Source organism: Serratia nevei (assembly GCF_024160145.1).
GTDB lineage: Bacteria > Pseudomonadota > Gammaproteobacteria > Enterobacterales > Enterobacteriaceae > Serratia > Serratia nevei_A.
The window spans coordinates 113,100-133,716 of the sequence record NZ_JAMYWQ010000002.1; the positions used below are offsets into that span (position 1 = coordinate 113,100).

At 59.9% G+C, this 20,617-nt stretch carries 8 protein-coding genes; all 8 read left to right on the forward strand.

Annotated elements, in window-relative coordinates; genetic code table 11:
- The first annotated feature begins 11 nt into the window (after positions 1 to 11).
- The 8 genes from clbC to clbJ are packed head-to-tail and all read left to right on the forward strand — an operon-like array spanning position 12 to position 20,613.
- On the forward strand, positions 12 to 2,603 hold the full coding sequence (clbC, locus tag M6G53_RS02375; protein ID WP_253328592.1) for a colibactin polyketide synthase ClbC: 2,592 nt from the start codon (positions 12 to 14) through the stop codon (positions 2,601 to 2,603).
- Positions 2,604 to 2,612: 9 nt separating this feature from the next.
- Positions 2,613 to 3,476, forward strand: coding sequence for a colibactin biosynthesis dehydrogenase ClbD (gene clbD / locus M6G53_RS02380; RefSeq protein ID WP_253328593.1), 864 nt, complete (start codon positions 2,613 to 2,615; stop codon positions 3,474 to 3,476).
- A gap of 35 nt (positions 3,477 to 3,511) precedes the next feature.
- Positions 3,512 to 3,760 carry a colibactin biosynthesis aminomalonyl-acyl carrier protein ClbE gene (clbE, locus tag M6G53_RS02385; protein WP_253328594.1) on the forward strand — a complete coding sequence of 83 codons (249 nt, stop codon included), beginning with the start codon at positions 3,512 to 3,514 and terminating at the stop codon, positions 3,758 to 3,760.
- Positions 3,761 to 3,763: 3 nt separating this feature from the next.
- The gene (gene clbF / locus M6G53_RS02390; RefSeq protein ID WP_253328595.1) at positions 3,764 to 4,894 is read left to right on the forward strand and encodes a colibactin biosynthesis dehydrogenase ClbF; all 1,131 of its coding nucleotides are present in this window, start codon (positions 3,764 to 3,766) and stop codon (positions 4,892 to 4,894) included.
- A complete protein-coding gene (gene clbG / locus M6G53_RS02395) occupies positions 4,891 to 6,159 on the forward strand; it encodes a colibactin biosynthesis acyltransferase ClbG (RefSeq protein ID WP_253328596.1) in 1,269 nt (422 codons plus the stop codon). The genes clbF and clbG overlap by 4 nt, the downstream gene beginning before the upstream one ends.
- Before the next feature lie 47 nt (positions 6,160 to 6,206).
- Positions 6,207 to 11,003 (forward strand): colibactin non-ribosomal peptide synthetase ClbH, encoded by a 4,797-nt coding sequence (gene clbH, locus M6G53_RS02400; protein ID WP_253328597.1) that lies wholly within the window; start codon positions 6,207 to 6,209, stop codon positions 11,001 to 11,003.
- A 48-nt stretch (positions 11,004 to 11,051) separates the two neighbouring features.
- Positions 11,052 to 14,084 carry a colibactin polyketide synthase ClbI gene (gene clbI / locus M6G53_RS02405; protein WP_253328598.1) on the forward strand — a complete coding sequence of 1,011 codons (3,033 nt, stop codon included), beginning with the start codon at positions 11,052 to 11,054 and terminating at the stop codon, positions 14,082 to 14,084.
- Between the two features lie 43 nt (positions 14,085 to 14,127).
- Positions 14,128 to 20,613 (forward strand): colibactin non-ribosomal peptide synthetase ClbJ, encoded by a 6,486-nt coding sequence (gene clbJ, locus M6G53_RS02410; RefSeq protein WP_253328599.1) that lies wholly within the window; start codon positions 14,128 to 14,130, stop codon positions 20,611 to 20,613.
- Positions 20,614 to 20,617: the final 4 nt, after the last annotated feature.

Genomic DNA, 20,617 nt, shown 5'->3' on the forward strand with positions numbered 1-20,617 from the left:
TAATGAGGCTTATGGAATACGCAAGCGACATGAACGGCATGGAGATCGCCATCATTGGCATGGCGGTTCGTTTTCCGCAGTCCCGGACGTTGCACGAATTCTGGCAAAACATCGTGCAGGGTAAAGAGTGCGTCACCTTCTTTAGTCAGGAGGAGCTGCTGGCCGAGGGCGTCGATCAGTCGACGCTGGACAACCCTGCCTATGTGCGAGCCAAACCCTATATTGAGGGCGTATGCGACTTCGATGCTGCATTTTTCGGATACAGTCACAAAGAGGCGCAGGCGCTGGATCCGAAATCCCGCGTGCTGCATGAAGTTGCCTACCATGCGCTCGAAGATGCGGGCTACGCCCAACGCACCGGCGAACAGCTGACCGGGGTTTTCCTTGGGGCGTCGGAGGATGTGGATTGGCTTCGGCGTTCGCTGTCGCAGATTGACGGCGATGCACTGAACCGCTTTGAGTCCGGCATCTATGGCCACAAAGATCTTATCGCCCATTTCATTGCCTACAGACTTAATCTCAACGGCCCGGTGTATAGCCTCTACACCAGCTGTTCCACTTCCCTGAGTGCAACGCACATCGCCTGCCGCAGCTTGCTGTTCGGCGAATGCGATCTGGCGCTGGCGGGAGGAATTACCATCGATTTACCGCAGAAATCAGGTTATTTCTGTCAGCAGGGCATGATCCATGCCACCGACGGCCACTGCCGTCCTTTTGACAGTCAGGCTTCCGGCACCTTGTTTGGCGACGGCGCGGGCGTGGTTGTGCTTCGGCGCCTGGAGGATGCGCTGGCGGCGGGCGATCGCATCTACGCCGTGATCCGAGGCAGCGCGGTCAACAACGACGGTAAACAAAAAATCGGCTTTGCCGCGCCCGGCCATGATGGGCAGAAGGCGGTCATTCGCGCGGCCTGTCATCTGGCAGAAGTGAGCCCGGAAAGCATCGGCTACGTTGAAACCCATGGTACCGGCACCCGTATTGGCGATCCTATCGAGTTCGCCGCGTTGACGGAGGCGTTCGACACCTCGCGCCGCCACTACTGCGCGCTGGGGGCGGTGAAAGCGAACATCGGCCACACCCACGCGGCGGCGGGCGTGGCTGGGCTAATAAAGACGGCGCTGGCGCTTTATCACCGGACTATCCCGCCGCTCGCCAACTACCGAACGCCTAACCCGAAGCTGGACCTGGCACATTCACCGTTTTATATCCCGACGCAGCCGCAGGACTGGCCCGTATCGGAGACGCCGCCCCGCGCGGGCGTCAGCTCTTTTGGCATTGGCGGCACCAATGTACATGTGATTTTGGAAGGGCTGAATCCCACGGTGCGTGATGACCAGGTGCGTGCGCGGGTGTTTGTTCCGCTCTCCGCGCCTTCTCACGAGCAGTTGGATGCGCTGATGCAACAGCTTACCCCGTTGCCGGCTACCCTCGATGCAGCAACGTTGGCCTACATGCAACAAGTGGCGAGACCTGCGTTTGACTGCCGCCGAGTGATACAAGTGGAAAGCGACGGCGCTCAGACGGTGCTGGAATCGCTGGATACCCTGATGCCCGACGCGCCCTGGGGTCTGCACTGCCCGGATCTGCGTACAACCTGCGATGGTGCCTATGCACATTTGCTGGCGCACTCGGCGCATTATCAACGCGAAGTGGCGGCCCTGACGGTGTTACTCAACGACATGAGCATTCCGCCCGCCTATCGCCACGCTGAAGCGTGGGCGGCGCAGGCGGATAGCCTGCTGATCAGAGGTTGCCAGACTATAGCCGCGCTGAAAACCTGGATGGCTCTGCTGCCGGCCTTGACGCTGTTGTCGGGTGCCGGAGCAGGCCTCTTGCCTGCCGCCGCAGCCAGCGGCGTGATGGCGATGCAAGAGGTGTTGCGTCTGCTGTGGGAAATGGAGCAAAAGGCGCTTCATCTCACGCTTCCTGAACGCCATGCGCCCACCCCCGGCTACAAGCTGGCCTGGCAGGGATATCCCATCAACGATGCACAGCGTGACGACAGAGGGTTTTGGAGCGAAGCGCTGTTGGCGGATACCCGAGAGCAGGGCGTGGGCTGTCGCGGTACCAACTGGGTCAGGCTGCCGCCGGAAACGGGCGAACGCGGGGGGGTACTGCGCTACGTGGCGCAGCTGTGGTGTGCGGGCATCGATGTTGATTGGGCCACGTGGTACGGCGCGTCGCTGCCGCAACGCGGCAGCGCATCAGCGTATCCCTTCGCACGCAACCACTACCCATTGCCCGCGCGGGCAACGGCCAGCGAGGAGACACAGCCCGTGGCGGGACCCGAAACGCGCCGCCCTTATCAGGCACGTCCCGCGTTAAGCGTGCCTTTCGTGGCTGCGCAGTCGCCGGCCATGCAACATATCATCGGGCTGATGGAGCAGTTGCTGGAAATTGCGCCGGTCGGGTTGGACGACGACTTTTTCGAACTGGGCGGGCATTCGCTGCTGGTGACGCAGCTGACCTCCCGCTTAGAACGCGATTTCAATGTACATATCGATCTTTTGGCCCTGATGGAAACCCCCAATCCGCGCAGCATCTACGCGCATATCGCGGCACAACTGGGGGGCGAAGACAACCTGGAAACAGCCTGTCAGTAAAGGAGCGAAATGATGAATGTGGCGGTAATAGGTGCAGGCGTAATGGGAACTGGCGTCGCCCATAATATGGCGCAATACGGCATATCAACCACCGTTGTGGATATTTCCCAGGCTCAACTGGATAAATGCCGACAGATGATTGAAGCAAATTTACGCTTATATCATTTTCATCCGCAGCATAAAAAAAGCACCCGCAGTACGGCGGAGATAATGGGGAATATCCGTTTTACCACCGAGTTGGACGACATTGCAGAATGTGACTTGGTGATTGAGAATATCACCGAGGATATCGAGAGAAAAAACGCGCTGTACGCCAGGATGAACACCATCTGCGGCGAATCGACAGTGTTCGGTGTTAATACTTCCGCCATCTCTATCACGGCGTTGTCAAAATTAATTCAGCATCCGGAGAGTGTGGTCGGCGTCCACTTTATGAATCCTGTTCCGCTGATGCATACCGTCGAATTAATCCGCGGCGTGCATACTTCTGAGCGCACGCTGGAAATATTTCACCATTTATTTTCTCAGATGGGGAAAACCGGCATTGTGGTCAATGATTCACCGGGTTTTGTCACTAATCGCGCCATGATGATTTTTGTTAACGAAGCCATATTTATGGTACAGGAGCAGGTCGCTCGCGCCGAGGATATCGACACGCTGTTTAAAACCTGCTTCGGGCACAAGATGGGACCGCTGCAAACCGCCGATTTGATTGGCCTGGACACGATTCTCCAATCGTTGCAGGTGCTGTATGAAAGTTTTAATGATGACAAATATCGCCCCTGTTTCTTGTTAAAGAAAATGGTTGATGCCGGGTGTCTCGGCGCGAAATCGGGGCAGGGGTTTTATCGTTACCAACAGGCGCACGACTAGCAGTTATTCCAAATTAATCTGATAAGGATATGAATATGGAAACGCAAGACATGAAGGCCGCCATTCGGCAATTTCTCTCCCGCTCATTGCGTGGGTATACGTTGAATGACGATGACGATATTTTTTCTCTTGGGCTCGTGCACTCGTTATTTACCGTGCAAATCATTCTTTTTATCGAAAAAACCTTTCAGGTTGAGCTGGAAGTGAGTGAGTTGAAAATAGAGCAGATTGCTACCATAAATAAAATGGTGGAACTCATCCAGCGGCAAACCTGCCTGGAGTAATCTATGACCACTGAAAATTATGAGATTGTCCGGCACGAGGCCGCACTGTTCGCAAAAAAACATCTCGCCACGGTTGCTCAGGATATTGAACGTCAGCAGTTTATTGTGCCCGACATTATTTCGCGCGTGGCGCAGGCCGGGTATTTAGGCGCCTCAATCTCCCAAAAATATGGCGGCCGAGATTACGATTCTTACCAACTGTGCGCCTTGCATGAAGTGATGGCTGGGGTACACGGTTCGTTAGAAAATCTCATTACCGTGACCGGCATGGTCAGCACGCCGCTGCAACGCGCGGGCAGCGCAGCGCAAAAGGCCTATTACTTGCCAAAGCTTGCAACGGGGGAACTGATCGGCGCCATTGCCCTCACTGAACCGAATATCGGCAGTGACCTGATGAACGTGGAGACGGAATTGCAGCAGGACGGCGATGGTTGGCGGCTGAGCGGCAAAAAGAAATGGATCACACTAGGGCAGATTGCGGATTTCTTTATCGTTTTGACCCGTTGCGGCAATCAGTTAGCGACGGTGCTTGTCGATCGCGACACCGACGGTTTCACCATCACACCGCTCAGCGATATGTTGGGGTTACGCGGCAATATGTTGGCGGAGCTGCATTTTAATGATTGTCGTCTGAAAGCCGACGCGTTGCTCGGCTCGTTCACCTCAGGGGTGCCGCTGGCGGTGAATTTTGCACTCAATGAAGGGCGATTCACTACCGCTTGCGGCAGCCTGGGATTATGTCAGGCCGCGGTGGACGTGGCGGCGCGCTACATCCGCCAACGTAAACAGTTCAAGCGGCGGTTGTTTTCCCACGGCATTGTCCAGCACCTGTTTACCTCCATGCTGACCCAGACACGCAGCGCGCAACTGATGTGTTTCAGTGCGGCGGAATACCGCGAAACGCTGCACACGGCCATGATGAACCAAACGCTGATGGCTAAGTATGTCGCCTCTAAAGCGGCGGTGGACGTGACCGGGAATGCGGTGCAACTGCTGGGCGCGAACGGCTGCCATGCCGACTATGCCGTCGAGCGTTACTACCGCGACGCCAAAATCATGGAGATTATCGAAGGGACATCGCAAATCCATGAAATCCAAATTGCGACGAATTACATGATGGGGAGTAAAGCATGACGCAGGATGTCGCGCTGCTGTTTCCCGGTTCCGGTTCGCAATATGTGGGCATGGCACGGCGGTTGTATGAGCGCTATCCGCAGGTGCGCACGTTGTTTGACGAAGCCAGCCAGATTGCGGAACGGGACATGGCGGCGCTGTGCCTTTCGGGTACCTTGGTGCAACTTGCCGAGCCGACGGCGATGGCGCTCGCTATCTATACCACCAGCGTGGCCCACTTCGTCGCGTGGCAGCAGTTTTTGGCGCAAACCGGTACCGATGTCAACCTTCGTTATATGTTGGGTCACAGTTTGGGCGAATATGCTGCGCTGACCTGTAGCGGCGCGCTGAGCTTTTCCCAGGCGCTGGCCCTGGTGGCAATGCGCAGCCGTTTAGCCGGTGAGATCGCCCGCGAGATGGACGCGGGTACCACCATCATCAAGCAGGGGAATCAGGCGTTGGTGGAGGCTGCGTGCGAGGCGGCGGAGCGCGAAACCGGACAGCAGGTAGGCATCGCCTGTTTCAATTCGGCGCAACAGTTTATGTTGTCTGGGCAAAACGCGGCCATTATCGCCGCCGAGCAATACCTGCTGGATCATGATCGCCAGGTCGAAGTGGTGCCGCTGATTGGCGGTGTTCCTTACCACAGCCCGCTATTGCAACCTTACGGGCAGCAGCTGCGCCAGGCGCTGGAACGCTGCGACTGGCGGCGTCCGTGCTGCCCAGTGATCGCCAATGTCAGTGCTCAACCCTATCCCGATACGGCCACGCCAACGCAATGGCTGGAACAACAACTGTCCCAACCCGTGCAGTGGCAGCGTTCTCTCACCTACCTGACAGGGCAATCGGTACCGATCGCGATAGAGATCGGTCCGCAAAGCGTGCTGAAAAATCTGCTGTTGGAGAATCGCTATCCAGCGCAGGTTTACGCGTTTGACGACCGTCAGGATCGCGCGCGGCTGGCACAGGAACTGGGGGACGGCACGGCAGCGCAGACCGATCCGCAAGCCGTGCGCCGCCAGCGCATCACGCTGCTCACCAACGCCTTGACGGCCACACGCCACCACCGCGCCGCCGATGCGGCCGCCAGCGCGCAATTGAAGGCGTTGCTCAGCCGTTTTTTTGAGCGCATCCAGCAGATTGAACAGCGCGGCACCTCCAGCGAGGAGGACATCGCTTTTCTGCATGAACTTCTTGAACAGGGATTTCAACTCAAAGGCAGCAGTCAGGCGGAAATCGACGCCTGCCAAGCGCGGTTGGCTGCCGACAACGGCGGACTGGCATAACCCGTCACGCCATCCTACGCACTTATCTCGCTTTGAAGGCCAGAGTTATGGAACAGCAAGGGACAACGGGGCAGTCGACCACCGACGACCAAACGATAGTCGACTATCTGTATCGTATCGCCGGTGAATATGGGGAAAAGTCCGCCGTGTTGATGGACGACGCGGCGCTGACCTATCGCGAACTCAACGCACGCTCTAACCAACTGGCGCATTATTTGCGCGGGCAGGGGATCGGCGAAGACAGCGTGGTGGCGATCCACCTGCCGCGCGGCATGGCAATGCTGATCGCCATTTTCGCCATTGTAAAGGCCGGCGGCGCCTATTTGCCGCTGGCGCATAATGCGCCGCGTAGCCGCATTGAAAACATCCTGAGCAACAGCGCAGCCGCTTGTCTGATCGGTACGGACGATGGCGATCGCTGGCCGATTCCTCGCGTCGAGGTCGACAGCGCGGCGGTCAGTGCTATGCCGACGAGGGATCTGCGTTATCGGCCGCACGCGCGGCAACTGGCGTATATCATCTACACCTCCGGCTCCACCGGCGTCCCCAAAGGGGTGGCGACGGAACATGCCGCGCTGCTTAACCGCATTGTCTGGATGCAGAGCGTCTATCCCATCACGTCGCGGGACGTGCTGTTCCAGAAAACGGTGTACACCTTTGACGTCTCCGTCTGGGAAATGTTCTGGTGGGCGATGTATGGCGCATCTGTGGTGCTGTTACCGTCCGGATTGGAGAGCGATCCGCGTACTTTGGTGCGGCTGATTCAGCGTCACCGCGTGTCGGTTGTACACTTTGTCCCTTCGATGTTGAACCTGTTTGTCGAGTATCTGGAGATAAAACGGGATCCGCGCTTGATCGCCTCGTTGCGATCGGTGTTCGCCAGTGGTGAGAAACTCACTGTCCACAGCGTGGCGCGCTTTTATCAATCGGTGGCACAGGGCGACCTGATTAATCTCTATGGCCCGACTGAAGCGGCTATCGATGTCAGCCATCACCGCTGCCAGCGCGAGTACGACTACGAAGACATCCCTATCGGTCAGGCGATTGACGGTTGCCGACTCTACGTGCTGGATGAGCAAGGCAACCCGGTGGCGGACGGCGAAGAGGGAGAGCTTTATCTCGCCGGTATCGGGCTGGCGCGGGGTTATCTCAACAATGCAGCGCTGACCGATCGCTATTTTACCGTGCATCCGACCCTGTGCCATTTAGGGCAGCCGGAGCGGCTGTATAAAACCGGCGACCTGGTGTGGCGCGACGGACAAAGCCAACAGGTTTATTACATCGGGCGCAATGATTTTCAGATTAAAATAAGAGGGTTACGTGTTGAGTTGGGCGAAATCGAGGCCCATGCGATGCGTTTGCCGGAGGTGCGGCAGGCGGCAGTGGTGGCGGACCAGGACGATCCCGACAATCAGCTGATTTACGCCTTTGTCGTCAGTAGCGCGCGGCTCAATTTGGAGGCCTTGCTGGATGCATTGGCCAAAAACCTGCCGGCTTACATGCTGCCGAACCGTCTGTTGGCGTTGTCAGCGTTACCGCTCTCCGCCAATGGCAAGTGCTGTCGTAAAACGCTGCTCGGCTTGGCGCGCGCGCACTCAGCCAGTTGCGTCGATCTGTGTGAGACACCCGCAGTGCGCTACCTGCCGCTGTCATCGGCGCAAGCGTCTATGTGGTTTATGCAACAGTTGGCGCCGCACACCGCGCTGTACAATAACCCCGCCGCCTTGCTGCTTGAAGGGGAACTGGATCGCACGCGGATGGACGGCGCGATCCGTCAGCTGATGAGCCGGCATTCGCTGTTGCGCGCCATGGCGGAAACCCACAATGGGCAACCGGTATTGGCGGTGCCTCAGGCCGTTTCGTCGCCGGCGCTGCTGACGATAGTGCCGCTGCCTTCGGTGGACGATAATAACGCGTTACAGGCGTTGATTAACCAGCGCGCGGCACAACCCATGCTCTTGACGCCGGGCACACCGCTATGCCGGTTTGAACTGTTGACGATCGATAACGCGCGTAGCGTGCTGTTGATTCATTTGCACCACATCATCAGCGATGGCTGGTCGAAAGGCGTTCTACTACGCGAGTTGCAGGCAGCGTATAACGGCGAGTCCACGGCGCAAGAACCGCCGCTGGAGTATAGCGATTACCTGGCGCAACAAGAGGAATGGCGCCAGAGTGACGCGTATCAGGACGCGATGCGCTACTGGCAAGACACCCTGACGGGCACGCTGCCGATTCTCGATATCCCCACCGATCGGCCGCGTCAGACGGTGGCGCGCTACCGAGGGGCATTTGTCACCTTTGCATTGCCTGACAGCGCCTGCGAGCAGGTGGTGGTGGCAGCGCGTGCGCAGCGCGTGTCGTTGTATAACTATCTGTTGGCCGCCTTTGTGCTCCTGTTGCATCGTAATGCGCGTCAGCAGGAATATATCGTCGGTATGCCGATTGCCGCGCGGCTGGCGCAAGAACAGGAGCAGATGATCGCGCCGCTGGTCAACGTGCTGCCGCTGCGTTTGCCTCTTGACGAGGCGGCACCGTTTTCCGCGTGGGTGCAGACGGTCAGAGGTATTCTGTTCGCCGCTTTCAGGCACCAGCGCCTCGAATTCACCGACATCGCGCGTGCATTGAATGTGGAGCGTAGCGCCGGACATTTCCCGGTGTATCAATGCATGTTCCAACTCGACAATATGCCGCTGGCGATCCCGACGCTAAACGGCGTCAACGTCACTCCGCTACTGTTGGATACCGGTGCATCTCAGGTGGATATTTCGCTGAGTATGCAGCATATCGATGGGCGCATCACCGGTACCTTCGAATATGACGCCGGGTTGTACAGCGCGGAGCGTATTCGGCATTTGGTGGCGCAGTGGGGGGAACTGTTGGATGAAGCAAACCGCCAGCCCACGCTGTCAATCCGCGATCTGATCCGCGTCACCCCCCGGGAGCACGCTTGGCTGGCGCGGCACAACGCCACTGAAGTTGCGCTGCCGCCCGTGGATAATCTGCTGGCGCTGGTGCTGCCGCACTGCCGGCAGCGCCCCACTCACGTGGCGTTGCGCCACGGTGACAACGCCATGACCTATGGCGAACTGCAACAGGCCACGATGCAGATGCGTGCCTGGCTGAGCGCGCAGGGCATACAACGCGGAGAATCTGTCGCGCTGCTGCTGCCGTTTTGCTTCGAGTTGATAATCGCGCAATTGGCGATCCTCTCTCTTGGGGCGAGTTATGTGCCGCTGGATGGCGATGCGCCAGAGGCTCGCAACGCCCTGATTTTGGCTCAGGCAACGCCGCGCATGCTGCTGGTGGCGCAACCGCAGAAGGCCCCTCATGGGCTGACGATACCCTGGGCGGTGATGCCCGGTTGGCGCAGCCTGTTGGCAGAAATGCAGAGCTTGCCGGTTACCGTTGCGCCAGCGGCGTTGGAAAATGACGCGGTGGTGATCTTCACCTCAGGTACCACTGGGCAACCCAAAGGCGTCCGGCTCAGCCAACGTAATCTGGTCAACCTGGTGGCTTCCTTTATCTCCAGCTATCAGGTGATGCACCAGGATGTTCTGCTACCCATTACTTCCGTCGCGTCCGCCAGCTTTGTCGGGGAGGTGCTGCCGCTGCTCGCCGCCGGCGGTACCCTGATATTGGCGAAAAAAGCGCAGAGTCTGGACAGCGATGCGCTCATTGCGCTGCTGGCATCGCAGCGGGTGACGATCCTGAGTACCACCCCATCGCTCTCCGCCAGCCTCTCCGTCCTGGCTAAGGCGATGGGATCGCTGCGCCTGTTTCTGTGCGGCGGTGAGGCGCTGGAGTATGGGCAGATTGCGCCGTTGCTGCCGAGCATGACGGTGGTTAACGGTTATGGCCTGACCGAAAGCGGTATCTGCTCGACCTACTATCCCGTCGCACCGCGTACGGCGCAAGAAACGGGGCCACTGCCTATTGGCCGCCCGATCCAGAATACTCAAGCGTATGTGGTGGATGCGGATAACCGCCTGGTACCGCCGGGCGCCTGCGGCGAACTCTGTTTCTCCGGTCTGGGTATCTCCCCCGGCTACCTTAATGCACAACAGGATCCCGCGCGTTTTGTTGAGTTGCCGGAACATGCCGGCGTGCGGGTGTTGAAAACCGGCGATCGTGCCCGTTGGGCAACAGACGGGATGTTGTTCTATCTCGGCAGACAGGATCGCCAAGTGCAGATCCGTGGGCACCGGGTGGAGCTGGGCGACATCGAAAGCCTGCTGAAACAGCATCCGGATATTGCCGATGCGTGGGTCGATGTGCGCAGCAATGCGGCAGCGACGCAGCTGTTGGTGGCCTTCTATTGCAGCATCAACGGTGTGGCGCTGGATGCGCAGCAACTGCGCGTGTGGCTTAGCCTGCGGCTACCGTTGCATATGCTGCCGTTGCTCTACGTGCCGCTGAGCGCCATGCCGCTTGGCGTGAACGGCAAAATCGATCCCCACCGTTTGCCGCAGGTAGACCTGCGACAGGTGGCAGGGCCGGGCGAGTATGTCCCTCCGGCGACCGAACTGGAACAGCGTCTGGCGGCGATCTGGCAGCAATTGCTTGGCATCGAGCGTGTCGGCACCACCACCAATTTCTTCGATCTCGGCGGACACTCGCTTCTGCTGGTACAGATGCAGCAGCACATTGGGCAGCAGTGCGGCCAGCGCGTGGCGTTGGTCGATCTGTTGCGCTTCACCACCATCAAACGCTTGGCGGAATTTCTGCTGGCCCCGGACGCAGCGCAAGGGACCACGGGAGATCAGACGCAGCAACGTGCGGCACAACAGCGTTCGGCCTTTGGTCGGGCGCGCTGGGCTGCCACAACCGATAGTCATCACTGATCCCGCTGAATGGAACGCGTGACAAACCTGAATACAGGGGAAAGCAACATGGCAGAGAATGATTTTGGTGTGGCCATCATTGGGATGGCGGGGCGTTTCCCTCAAGCCGATACCGTACAGGCGTTTTGGGAAAATCTGCTGGCGAGCCGAGAGTGTATCTCCTTCTACAGCGATGAGGAGCTGCTGAAGATGGGGATCAGCCCCGAATTTGTTCAGCACCCTGACTACGTCAAGGCCAAGGGGGAGGTGGCGGACATCGATAAATTTGATGCCGCCTTCTTCGGTATCGCGCCCCGAGAGGCGGAGCTGATGGATCCTCAGCACCGCGTCCTGTTGGAAACCGCGTGGGCAGCCTTCGAGGATGCGGGCTATGTGGCCGCCGATTATCCGGGGGATGTGGGCATTTTCGCCGGCAAAAGTATGGATTCCTACTTGATGCTGAACTTGATGCCGCACTTCAAACGCGTTTTTTCTTCCGGCAGTTTGCAGGCGGCCATTGGCAACGACAAAGACAGTATTACCACCACCATCGCCTATCACCTCAATCTGCGAGGCCCGGCGATCACAGTACAGACCTCCTCGTCGACATCCCTGGTGGCGGTGTGTGTGGCCTGTCAAAGCCTGTTGACTTGGCAGTGCGACATGGCGATTGCCGGCGGTGTGACGCTGGGGCCGCCGGCAAAAACCGGCTACTTGTCGCAGGAGGGCGGGATCACCGCCGCCGATGGCCACTGTCGGGCGTTTTCCGATAACAGCAGCGGGTTCGTGCCCGGCACCGGCGCAGGGCTGGTGGTGTTGAAGCGCGTCGACGAAGCGTTGCGTGATGGCGATAACATCTATGCGGTCATCAAAGGGTTTGCCGTTAACAACGACGGCTCGGAGAAGATCAGCTATACCGCGCCGAGCGTGGACGCTCAGGCGCGCGCCATTGCTCAGGCACAGCGGTTGGCGGGGTTGGCGCCGCAGGATATCACTTACGTGGAAGCCCACGGTACCGGGACACGTCTGGGCGATCCGGTTGAGTTTTCCGCGCTGAGCCGTGCCTTTGCGGGCGCGCCGCAAAAGCAGTACTGTGCGTTGGGGTCGGTAAAAACCAATATCGGCCATCTGGATACGGCGGCGGGCGTCACGGGTTTGATAAAAACCGCGCTGGCGGTGCAGCAGGGCAAAATTCCCGCCACGTTGCACTTTGAGCGGCCCAATGCACAGATCGATCTGACCAATAGCCCGTTTTACATCAATACCACCTGTCAACCGTGGCAGCCGGAAAACGGCATGCGTCGCGCGGGCGTCACCTCGCTCGGCATGGGGGGCACCAATGCCCACGTTGTGCTGGAGCAAGCGCCCGCCGTTGACCTGCAAGCGCGAGCGCCTGTACCTGCCTACAGTATATTGCCGTTCTCCGCCAAAACCGACAGTGCCTTATCCTCGGGACTGGCGCGTTTTGCCGATTTTCTGCAACGTGAATCGCTGCCGGATCGGCGGGACATGGCCTGGACGCTCACCCAGGGACGCAAAACCTTCACACACCGCGCCGCGCTCGTAACGGACGATCTGCACGCTGCCGGGACGCTGTTGCAGCAGACCGCGACAGCACCGTTCGCCCGTGGCGTGGCACAGACGCAGTCTGGGCTGGGGATGCTGTTTTCCGGGCAGGGCAGCCAATATCAGCGCATGGGCCATCAGCTCTATCAGGCTTGGCCGGTCTACGCAGAGGCCTTCGACCGTTGCGCGGCGTTACTTGAGCGTGAATACCGACTGGATATCCGCCATGAACTGTTCAGCGCAGAAATCTCGTTAGCCCAGGGCGAACGCCTGGCGCAAACCCGCCTCACGCAACCGCTGCTGTTCAGCGTCGAGTATGCCTTGGCGCAATTGTGGCTCAGTTGGGGCATCACGCCGACGGTGATGATCGGCCATTCGCTGGGTGAATGGGTGGCGGCGACGTTGGCTGGCGTGTTCTCTTTGGAGGATGCGCTGCGCTTGGTGGCGCGTCGGGCTGAACTGATGCATCAAGCGCCAACCGGTGCCATGTTGATGGTGGCGCTCCCGGAAGCGCAGATGAGCGCCCTGATTTCTGCCCCGCTGGCGCTCGCCGCGGTTAACGCCCCTAACTATTCGGTTATCGCCGGGCCTGAGGCGGCGATCCTCGCTGTTAGCCAGCGTCTGACGCAGCAGAACATCATCAACAAACGGTTGCACACCTCCCACGCCTTCCATTCCAGCATGATGCAAGACGCGGCGCAGGCGCTACGTCAGGCATTTAAGAACGTGCGTCTGAACCCGCCGACGCTCGCCATCATCTCTACCGCAACCGGCGAACTCGTCAGCGCTGACACCCTCACTACGCCGGACTACTGGACGGAACAGATGTTGATGCCGGTGCAGTTTTCCGCGGCACTGCGGCTGGCCCAGGCGACGTTTGATGTCGACTTTCTGGAGATTGGGCCGGGGGCCACCCTGACCCGGCTGGCCAACGGTCATGAATTGGGCGATCGCCTCGCGGTCAGCGCGCTGCCGGCAGGCGCCCACAACGGCGAGGAGCACAAACATATCTTAGATACCGTGGCTTCGCTCTGGGTGCGAGGCCACAACATAGACTGGTCTGCGTTTGCAGGCGACCAACCGCGCCGTGTCTCGTTACCGACCTACGCCTTCGACAAAACCCGTTACTGGGTCGACAGCCCGGAAGAGCAGGGGCTCACCGTAACGCCGGTGGCGGACGCGGGGGATATCGCCTCTGCTGAACAGCCGGCGCACCGTCAGCCGCGTCCAGCGTTTGCGGTGCCTTACGCGGCGCCAGAGAGCGAGACGCAGCGCGGCTTGGTGGCGATCTGTGAAGCATTGCTGGGGATTGACGGCTTGGGCATTGACGACAACTTTTTCGAAGCCGGCGGGCACTCGCTGATGCTGGGCATGTTGCTGGCGCAGGTGCAGGAACGGTTCGCCGTCACGCTTTCCTTTATCGACCTGATGGAGGATGCCAGCGTGCGCGCTTTAGCGCAGTTGGTCGAGCGAGAGCAGCAGGACGATGGGGAGTCCACGCTTGCCGCGCTGGTTAACGACATGGTTAACGAGTGATGTCGGCAATGATGTTCAACGCAGCGATAAGGAAAGGACGGTCATGACGATACAGCATGCCGCGTTAGCGCGAACGCTCCCGGCGGATAAAAAGGAGAGGTTACTACGACAGTTGGCGCAATCCGGCGTGTCGCCTAGCCGTATTCCCATCATCAAGGCGGATCCGGCGCAGGCGATCCCGCTGTCGTTTAATCAGGAACGGTTATGGTTTTTGCAGCAATACGACAACGCCGCCATCAACTACAACCTGTATGTGGTGTATCGTTTGCACGGCGTGGTGGATATACCGAGGCTCACGCAGGCATTGCGCCGTGTGCAGGCGCGCCACGCCATCCTGCGCACCCGTATAGTGGTGCGCAACGATCGGCCTTGCCAGGTGATCGATGATGCGCCTGCGCTGATCTTCGATACGGTCACGTTAGCAGCGCAGGCTCCGGATTCAGCGCGAGACGCGGCGATCCAGCGGGTGACAAACACTCGGTTCGATCTGGCGCATGGCCCGCTGTGGGGGGTAACACAGATCGTTCAGCCCGGACAGGATAGTCATCTGGTGTTTTGCGTGCACCATATCGTCATCGACGGTATCTCGCTGCGGCTGTTGTTTGATGAGTTACAGCAGCAGTATGCACGATTGCTCGCCGGTGATGAGACGTCGTTGCCGCCGTTGCCGCTGCAATATGCCGATTATGCCTGCTGGCAGCGCGAATGGTTCCAGGACACCCTGCTGGCGACCGAACTTGCCCACTGGCGCGCGCGTTTGCAGGATGCGCCTCTCCTGTCGACCTTCCCGTCGCTGCATCCGCGCCCGGCGCAACCCTCTGCGCATGGCGCCCGGTTCAGCATCACCCTGGATGCAGCATTAAGCCGCGCGTTGAAACGGGTCGCCAGCGCGCAAGAAACGACGCCGTTCGTACTGATGCTGACCGCCTTCCAACTGGTGCTGATGCGTTACGCCCAGCAACAACGGCTGGTGATGGGCACGCCGGTATCGGGACGCATTCGCCCGGAGTTGCAGAACAGCATCGGCTACTATGCCAGCACCGCGGTTATCTGCACCGATTTTAGCGGGGTTGAGGTGGGGCGCGACGCGCTCCAGCGCGTGAAGGCCAGCGTGAAAGAAACGTTGGGACGCCAGCAACTGCCGTTTGAAAGCTTGGTGAATGCGCTGGATCTCCCGCGCAGTCTTTCCCATTCGCCGTTGTTCCAGATCCTGTATATCTATCATAACCACGTGACCCCACGCGCTTTTCCCTTGGCCGGCGCGCACTGGGAGCAGGTGACGTATCACAATCAGGCCGTCAAGTACGACATGACGGTCGAGGTGTTCCAAAACGATGCCACGTTCGACGTCGCCTTTGAGTTCAATCTGGGGCTTTACGATGCCGACGTGGTTCAGCAGATTGCCGAGGCGCTGCGCCAGCATTGTTTGGCGCTGACCTCCTCACTGGAGGTGCCGATCGCGGCGATCCCTCTGCAGGCACCGGAGGCCGCAACGCCCCAACGCGACCCGCTCAATGCCACTGACGTCCTGTGGCCCGCGCCGCAGGATGTGCTGCGCATCATCGAACAGCGCTGCGTGCAACACCCAACGCAACTGGCTATACAGCAGCACAATGGCACACTGACGTACGCCGCACTCTGGGCGCGCGTGCAGGCCATCGCGGCGCGTTTTCAGGCGCAGGGCATACAACCGGGCGATCGGGTCGGCGTACTGTTGCCGCGCCACAGCGATGTCATTGCCACCCTGTTGGCGACGTGGTACGTGGGGGCGTGCTACGTGCCGTTCGATCTCCGTCAGCCCCCGGCGCGTTTGCAACGCCTCATGCAACGCGCTCGTCTGGCCTGTCTGGTGGTGCGTCAACCGGGAGAATGGGGGGAAACGGCACAGCTGTCGTTGCCGGAATCGATGCAGGACACGCCGAACGTGGCCCTGCTTCCCGCACCTTGCGCTCTGTTGCCGGATACGCAGGCCTATCTGTTGTTTACCTCCGGTAGCACCGGCGAACCTAAAGGCGTGCGTGTTGTTCACCGCGGATTGCTGAACCTGCTGTTGGATATGCAACGTACCTTTGCTGTAGGCCCGAACGATCGGCTGCTCTCTGTGACGACGCCCACGTTTGATATTTCGTTCCTGGAGTATCTGTTGCCGCTGATCTCCGGCGCGAGCCTCTACCTGACGGAGGCTGAACGCGCGGCGGACAGCTTCCGTATGATTTCGTTGATTGCCGACTATCAACCAACGTTGATGCAGGCGACGCCCTCATTCTGGCACGGGCTGCTGACGGCGGGGTGGCGTGGCGACCCGCAACTGTGTGTACTGGCGGGCGGTGAAGCGCTGCCGACGAAGGTGGCGGAAGAACTGCTGCGCGGTTGTGGCGCGCTGTGGAACCTCTACGGTCCCACCGAAACCACCATTTGGTCGCTGAAAGCGCAGATCACCCAAGCCGAATACATCACCCTCGGCGTGCCCATCGCCAATACCCGTGTGTACATTCTGGACGAGGAGGGCCATCCGGTGCCGCGAGGCGTTGACGGCGAGCTTTATATCGCCGGGGATGGGGTGGCGCACGGCTATGATGGACAGCCTGAGCTGAGCGCACAGCGCTTCTTGTCAGAACCGGGGTATCACGGCGGCAGGATGTTCCGCACCGGCGATCTGGTCAGGTGCGATGTGCGGGGGCAGCTGTGTTTTGTGGGGCGCAAAGATAGTCAGATCAAACTGCGCGGTTATCGTATTGAGTTAGGCGAGATCGAACGGACGCTGGCGCGACACCCGCACGTGGACGGTGCGGTGGTGGCCTGCATTGAAAGCGCGCCGTTACACAAAGCACTGGCGGCGTTTATTGTCACCAGCGCGCCCCTCTCGCTGTTCGAACAACTGAAAAACGATCTCCGGCAGCAACTGCCAGATTACATGGTGCCGACGCTGTGGCAGAGGGTGACCGCTTTCCCGAACACCGCCAATGGAAAAATCGATCGTAAGCGGTTGGCGGCGGATTTCGTGGCCGAGGAGCCCCTCGCGCCGCCGCCAGCGCTGAGCGACGCGGAACAGGCGTTGTTGGCGCTGTGGAGGCGCTATTTACCGATAACAAACGCAGGACCTGAGTGCGATTTCTTCCGTTTAGGGGGGCACTCCTTGCTGGCGGTGGCGCTGGTGGCCGAGGTCAACCGTACCTTTCACTGTGCCTTGACCCTTAAGGACATTTTCCATTACTCCACGCTGCGGGCGTTGAGTGCGCGTATCGTACAGCAATCTACGACAGACGCAGCCGCGCCTCAGGATGGCTGGGTGATGGCGCACGATCCCGAGCATCGTCATCAACCTTTCCCGTTGACGGATGTTCAGCGCGCTTACTGGCTTGGACGACAGGCGGGTGCCACCTCGGTCGCGACCCACGTCTACCATGAGTTTGACGTCGAGCACTTTGACGTTGCGCGCTTTACCCAGGCGGTGAATGCGCTGATCGCCCGCCATGAAATGCTGCGTGCGCGGGTACTCCCCGACGGTACTCAGCAGATTCTGGCGCAGGTGCCGACGTATCAGCTCGAACAGCGCGATCTGCGTGCCTTGCCCCCCGGCGCGCATCATGATGCCTTGATGGCGATCCGCGATCGACTATCGCACCACGTGCATCCTGCGGAGCATTGGCCGCTGTTTGATTTCAGCTACTCGGCTTGCACGGCGCGGCAGGGCCGCTTGCATTTCAGTCTCGATCTGCTGATCGCCGATGCCCTGAGTATGCGTACGCTACAGCAGGAGTTGATGACGCTGTACCGCGATCCCCATGCGTCGCTGCCGCGGCTGCCGTTCTCTTTCCGTGATTACGTGCAGGCGCTGTTGGCAGAGCAGGCGGGTGAAGCCTATGCGCGCGATCGGGCCTATTGGCAACAGGCGCTGCCGCAGCTGTATGGCCCTCCAGCACTGCCCGTTCAGGGCGATCTGGCACAGTTGCCGGCGATCAGGTTCGTGCGTCGTCATCATCGGTTGTCGGCCCACGATTGGGGCGCGTTGAGCGCGCTGGCCCAGCGCGCGCGCATCACCAAGACGGCGCTGTTGCTGACGGTCTTTAGCCAGGTATTGGCGCGTTGGAGCCTTAGCCCGACATTTACGCTCAATCTGACGTTGTTCAATCGCCCACTGGGCTACCCCAACGCTGAGGCGGTCATTGGTGATTTTACCGCTGTCAGCCTACTGAATGTCTGTTACGACAGTCAGCAGGCTTATGCCCACAACGCCCAGCGTATTCAGGCGCAACTGTGGGAAGATCTCGAACACCGTCGTTTCAGTGGGATCCGCGCCAGCGAGGCGCTGATCCGCAGCGGCCGTTTCCCCGCGCCGATGCCGGTCGTGTTCACCAGTATGGTGGATACCCACGAGGAGACGCCTGCGCAGGCCGCGCAGGACACAACCCGCTTTACCCTGTGTCCGGATGCCAATATTACCCAAACGCCGCAGGTGTGGCTCGATCATCAGGTGATGGAGCAGGCCGGGGAGTTGCATTTCAACTGGGATGCGGTCGCACAACTGTTTGATGCCTCGCTGCTGGATCAGATGTTTGGCGCCTATTGCCATGCGCTACAGGCGCTGGTTACTGCGCCGCAAGGTTGGCGGGTGCCGAACAGTTCGCTGGCGCTGCCCGCCGTTTGTGCACCGGTCACGCAGGCCCCTGCGCCGACGGCGCTGTTACATCACGGGCTTTTGCGTCAGGCGGCACTGACGCCACAGGCGACCGCGCTCATCAGCCCTGCCCGCGAACTGACCTACTGCCAACTGTCGACGGCGGCGGATAATGTGGCCGGCGCCCTGTTCGCGCTGGGCGTACGGCACGGCGATCGCGTGGCGGTGGTGATGGAAAAAGGCTGGCAGCAGATCGCCGCCGTGCACGGCATCTTGCGACTGGGAGCCGTCTACCTGCCGGTGGACCCGGCGCTGCCGCCACAGCGTCGCCAGCTGTTGCTGACGGCGGGCGAGGTGCGGGTGCAGGTGACGCAGCCGGGCCTTGCCGCGCTGGCGCCGTCGCTGCCCGCGCTGGCCATCGACGACGGGATGCTGGACGCGCCCGCCACGCCGCTGCCGTCAGTGGCGGCGGAGGCCACGGATCTGGCCTATATCATTTTCACTTCCGGCTCCACCGGTACGCCGAAAGGGGTGATGCTCGACCACCGCGCCGCCATGAACACGCTGGAGGACATCAACGAACGCTTTGGCCTCAACGCGCAGGATCGGCTGTTCGGGCTGTCGTCGTTGAGTTTTGACCTGTCGGTGTACGACGCCTTCGCACCTTTTATGGTGGGCGCGGCGCTGGTGCTGCCGGAGGCGGGGCGAGAGAAAGATCCGCGTCATTGGCAGGCGGTGATGGCGCATGGCCGCGTGAGCGTCTGGAACGCGGTGCCTGCGCTGATGCAGATGCTGTGTGAATACCACGGCGGCGATCGGGCGTGCTATCCGACGTTGCGTTTGGCGCTGCTGAGCGGCGACTGGATCCCGCTGACGTTGCCGGGGCAGATGCGCGAGCGGCTCAATGAAAAGATGGCGATCATTAGTCTGGGCGGTGCGACCGAATGCGCCATCTGGTCGGTGTACTACCCGATAGCTGAGGTGGAGCCGGCGTGGAGCGGCATTCCCTACGGCCGTGGACTGCGCAACCAGCCAATGTACGTGTTGAATGCGCAGTTGGAGGAGTGTCCGGTCGGCGTGGAAGGGGAGATCTGCATCGGTGGTATGGGGCTGGCGCAAGGCTACCTGAACGACGCGGAGAAAACCGCGGCGAGCTTTGTGTGGCGGGAGGCGAGCGGCGAGCGAGTGTATCGCACCGGGGATCGCGGGCGCTATTTTGCCGATGGGCAAATTGCCTTTTTGGGGCGCAACGATACCCAAGTGAAGGTGAACGGTTTCCGCGTCGAACTGGGCGAAGTCAAAAGCCATCTTGAACGGCTTGACCGCGTGGGGAGCGCAGCCGTGGTGTGCCATCAAGGGCAACTGCACGCCTTTATCACCGCTGCAGAAAATGAAGATGTCGACGACCTGTTGGCGCACGTCCGCGCGCAGTTAGCCGCGCAACTGCCGTACTACCTGTTGCCCCAACATCTCTTTCTTCTCAACGTGCTGCCGATGACCGGCAACGGCAAAATTGACCAGGCGGCACTGGCCCACGAGGTTACCCAACGTATGTCGCAATCTACACCACAGGAGACGGCAACTCTCGCGCACGCCTCGCCCTGTGAACAGCAGGTGGCCGCACTCTGGTGCGAGGTACTGCAACGAGAGCGGATCGGACTGAACGACAACTTTTTTGAAGCGGGGGGCGGCTCGATTCAGATCGTGCTGTTGCACCGCCGCATCGAGGAAATTTTCAAGGTCACGGTACCCATTGCCGAGCTGTTTCGCTTAACCACCGTGAAAAAAATCGCCGGTTATTTGCAGGCTACGCTGGACGGTGCACAGATGGTGAATCAGACGCAGCAGCGTGACGTCTCCCAATCCCGCGCCCAACAGCGGCTTGTACGCCGTCACCAGCGTCAACGTTAAGGAA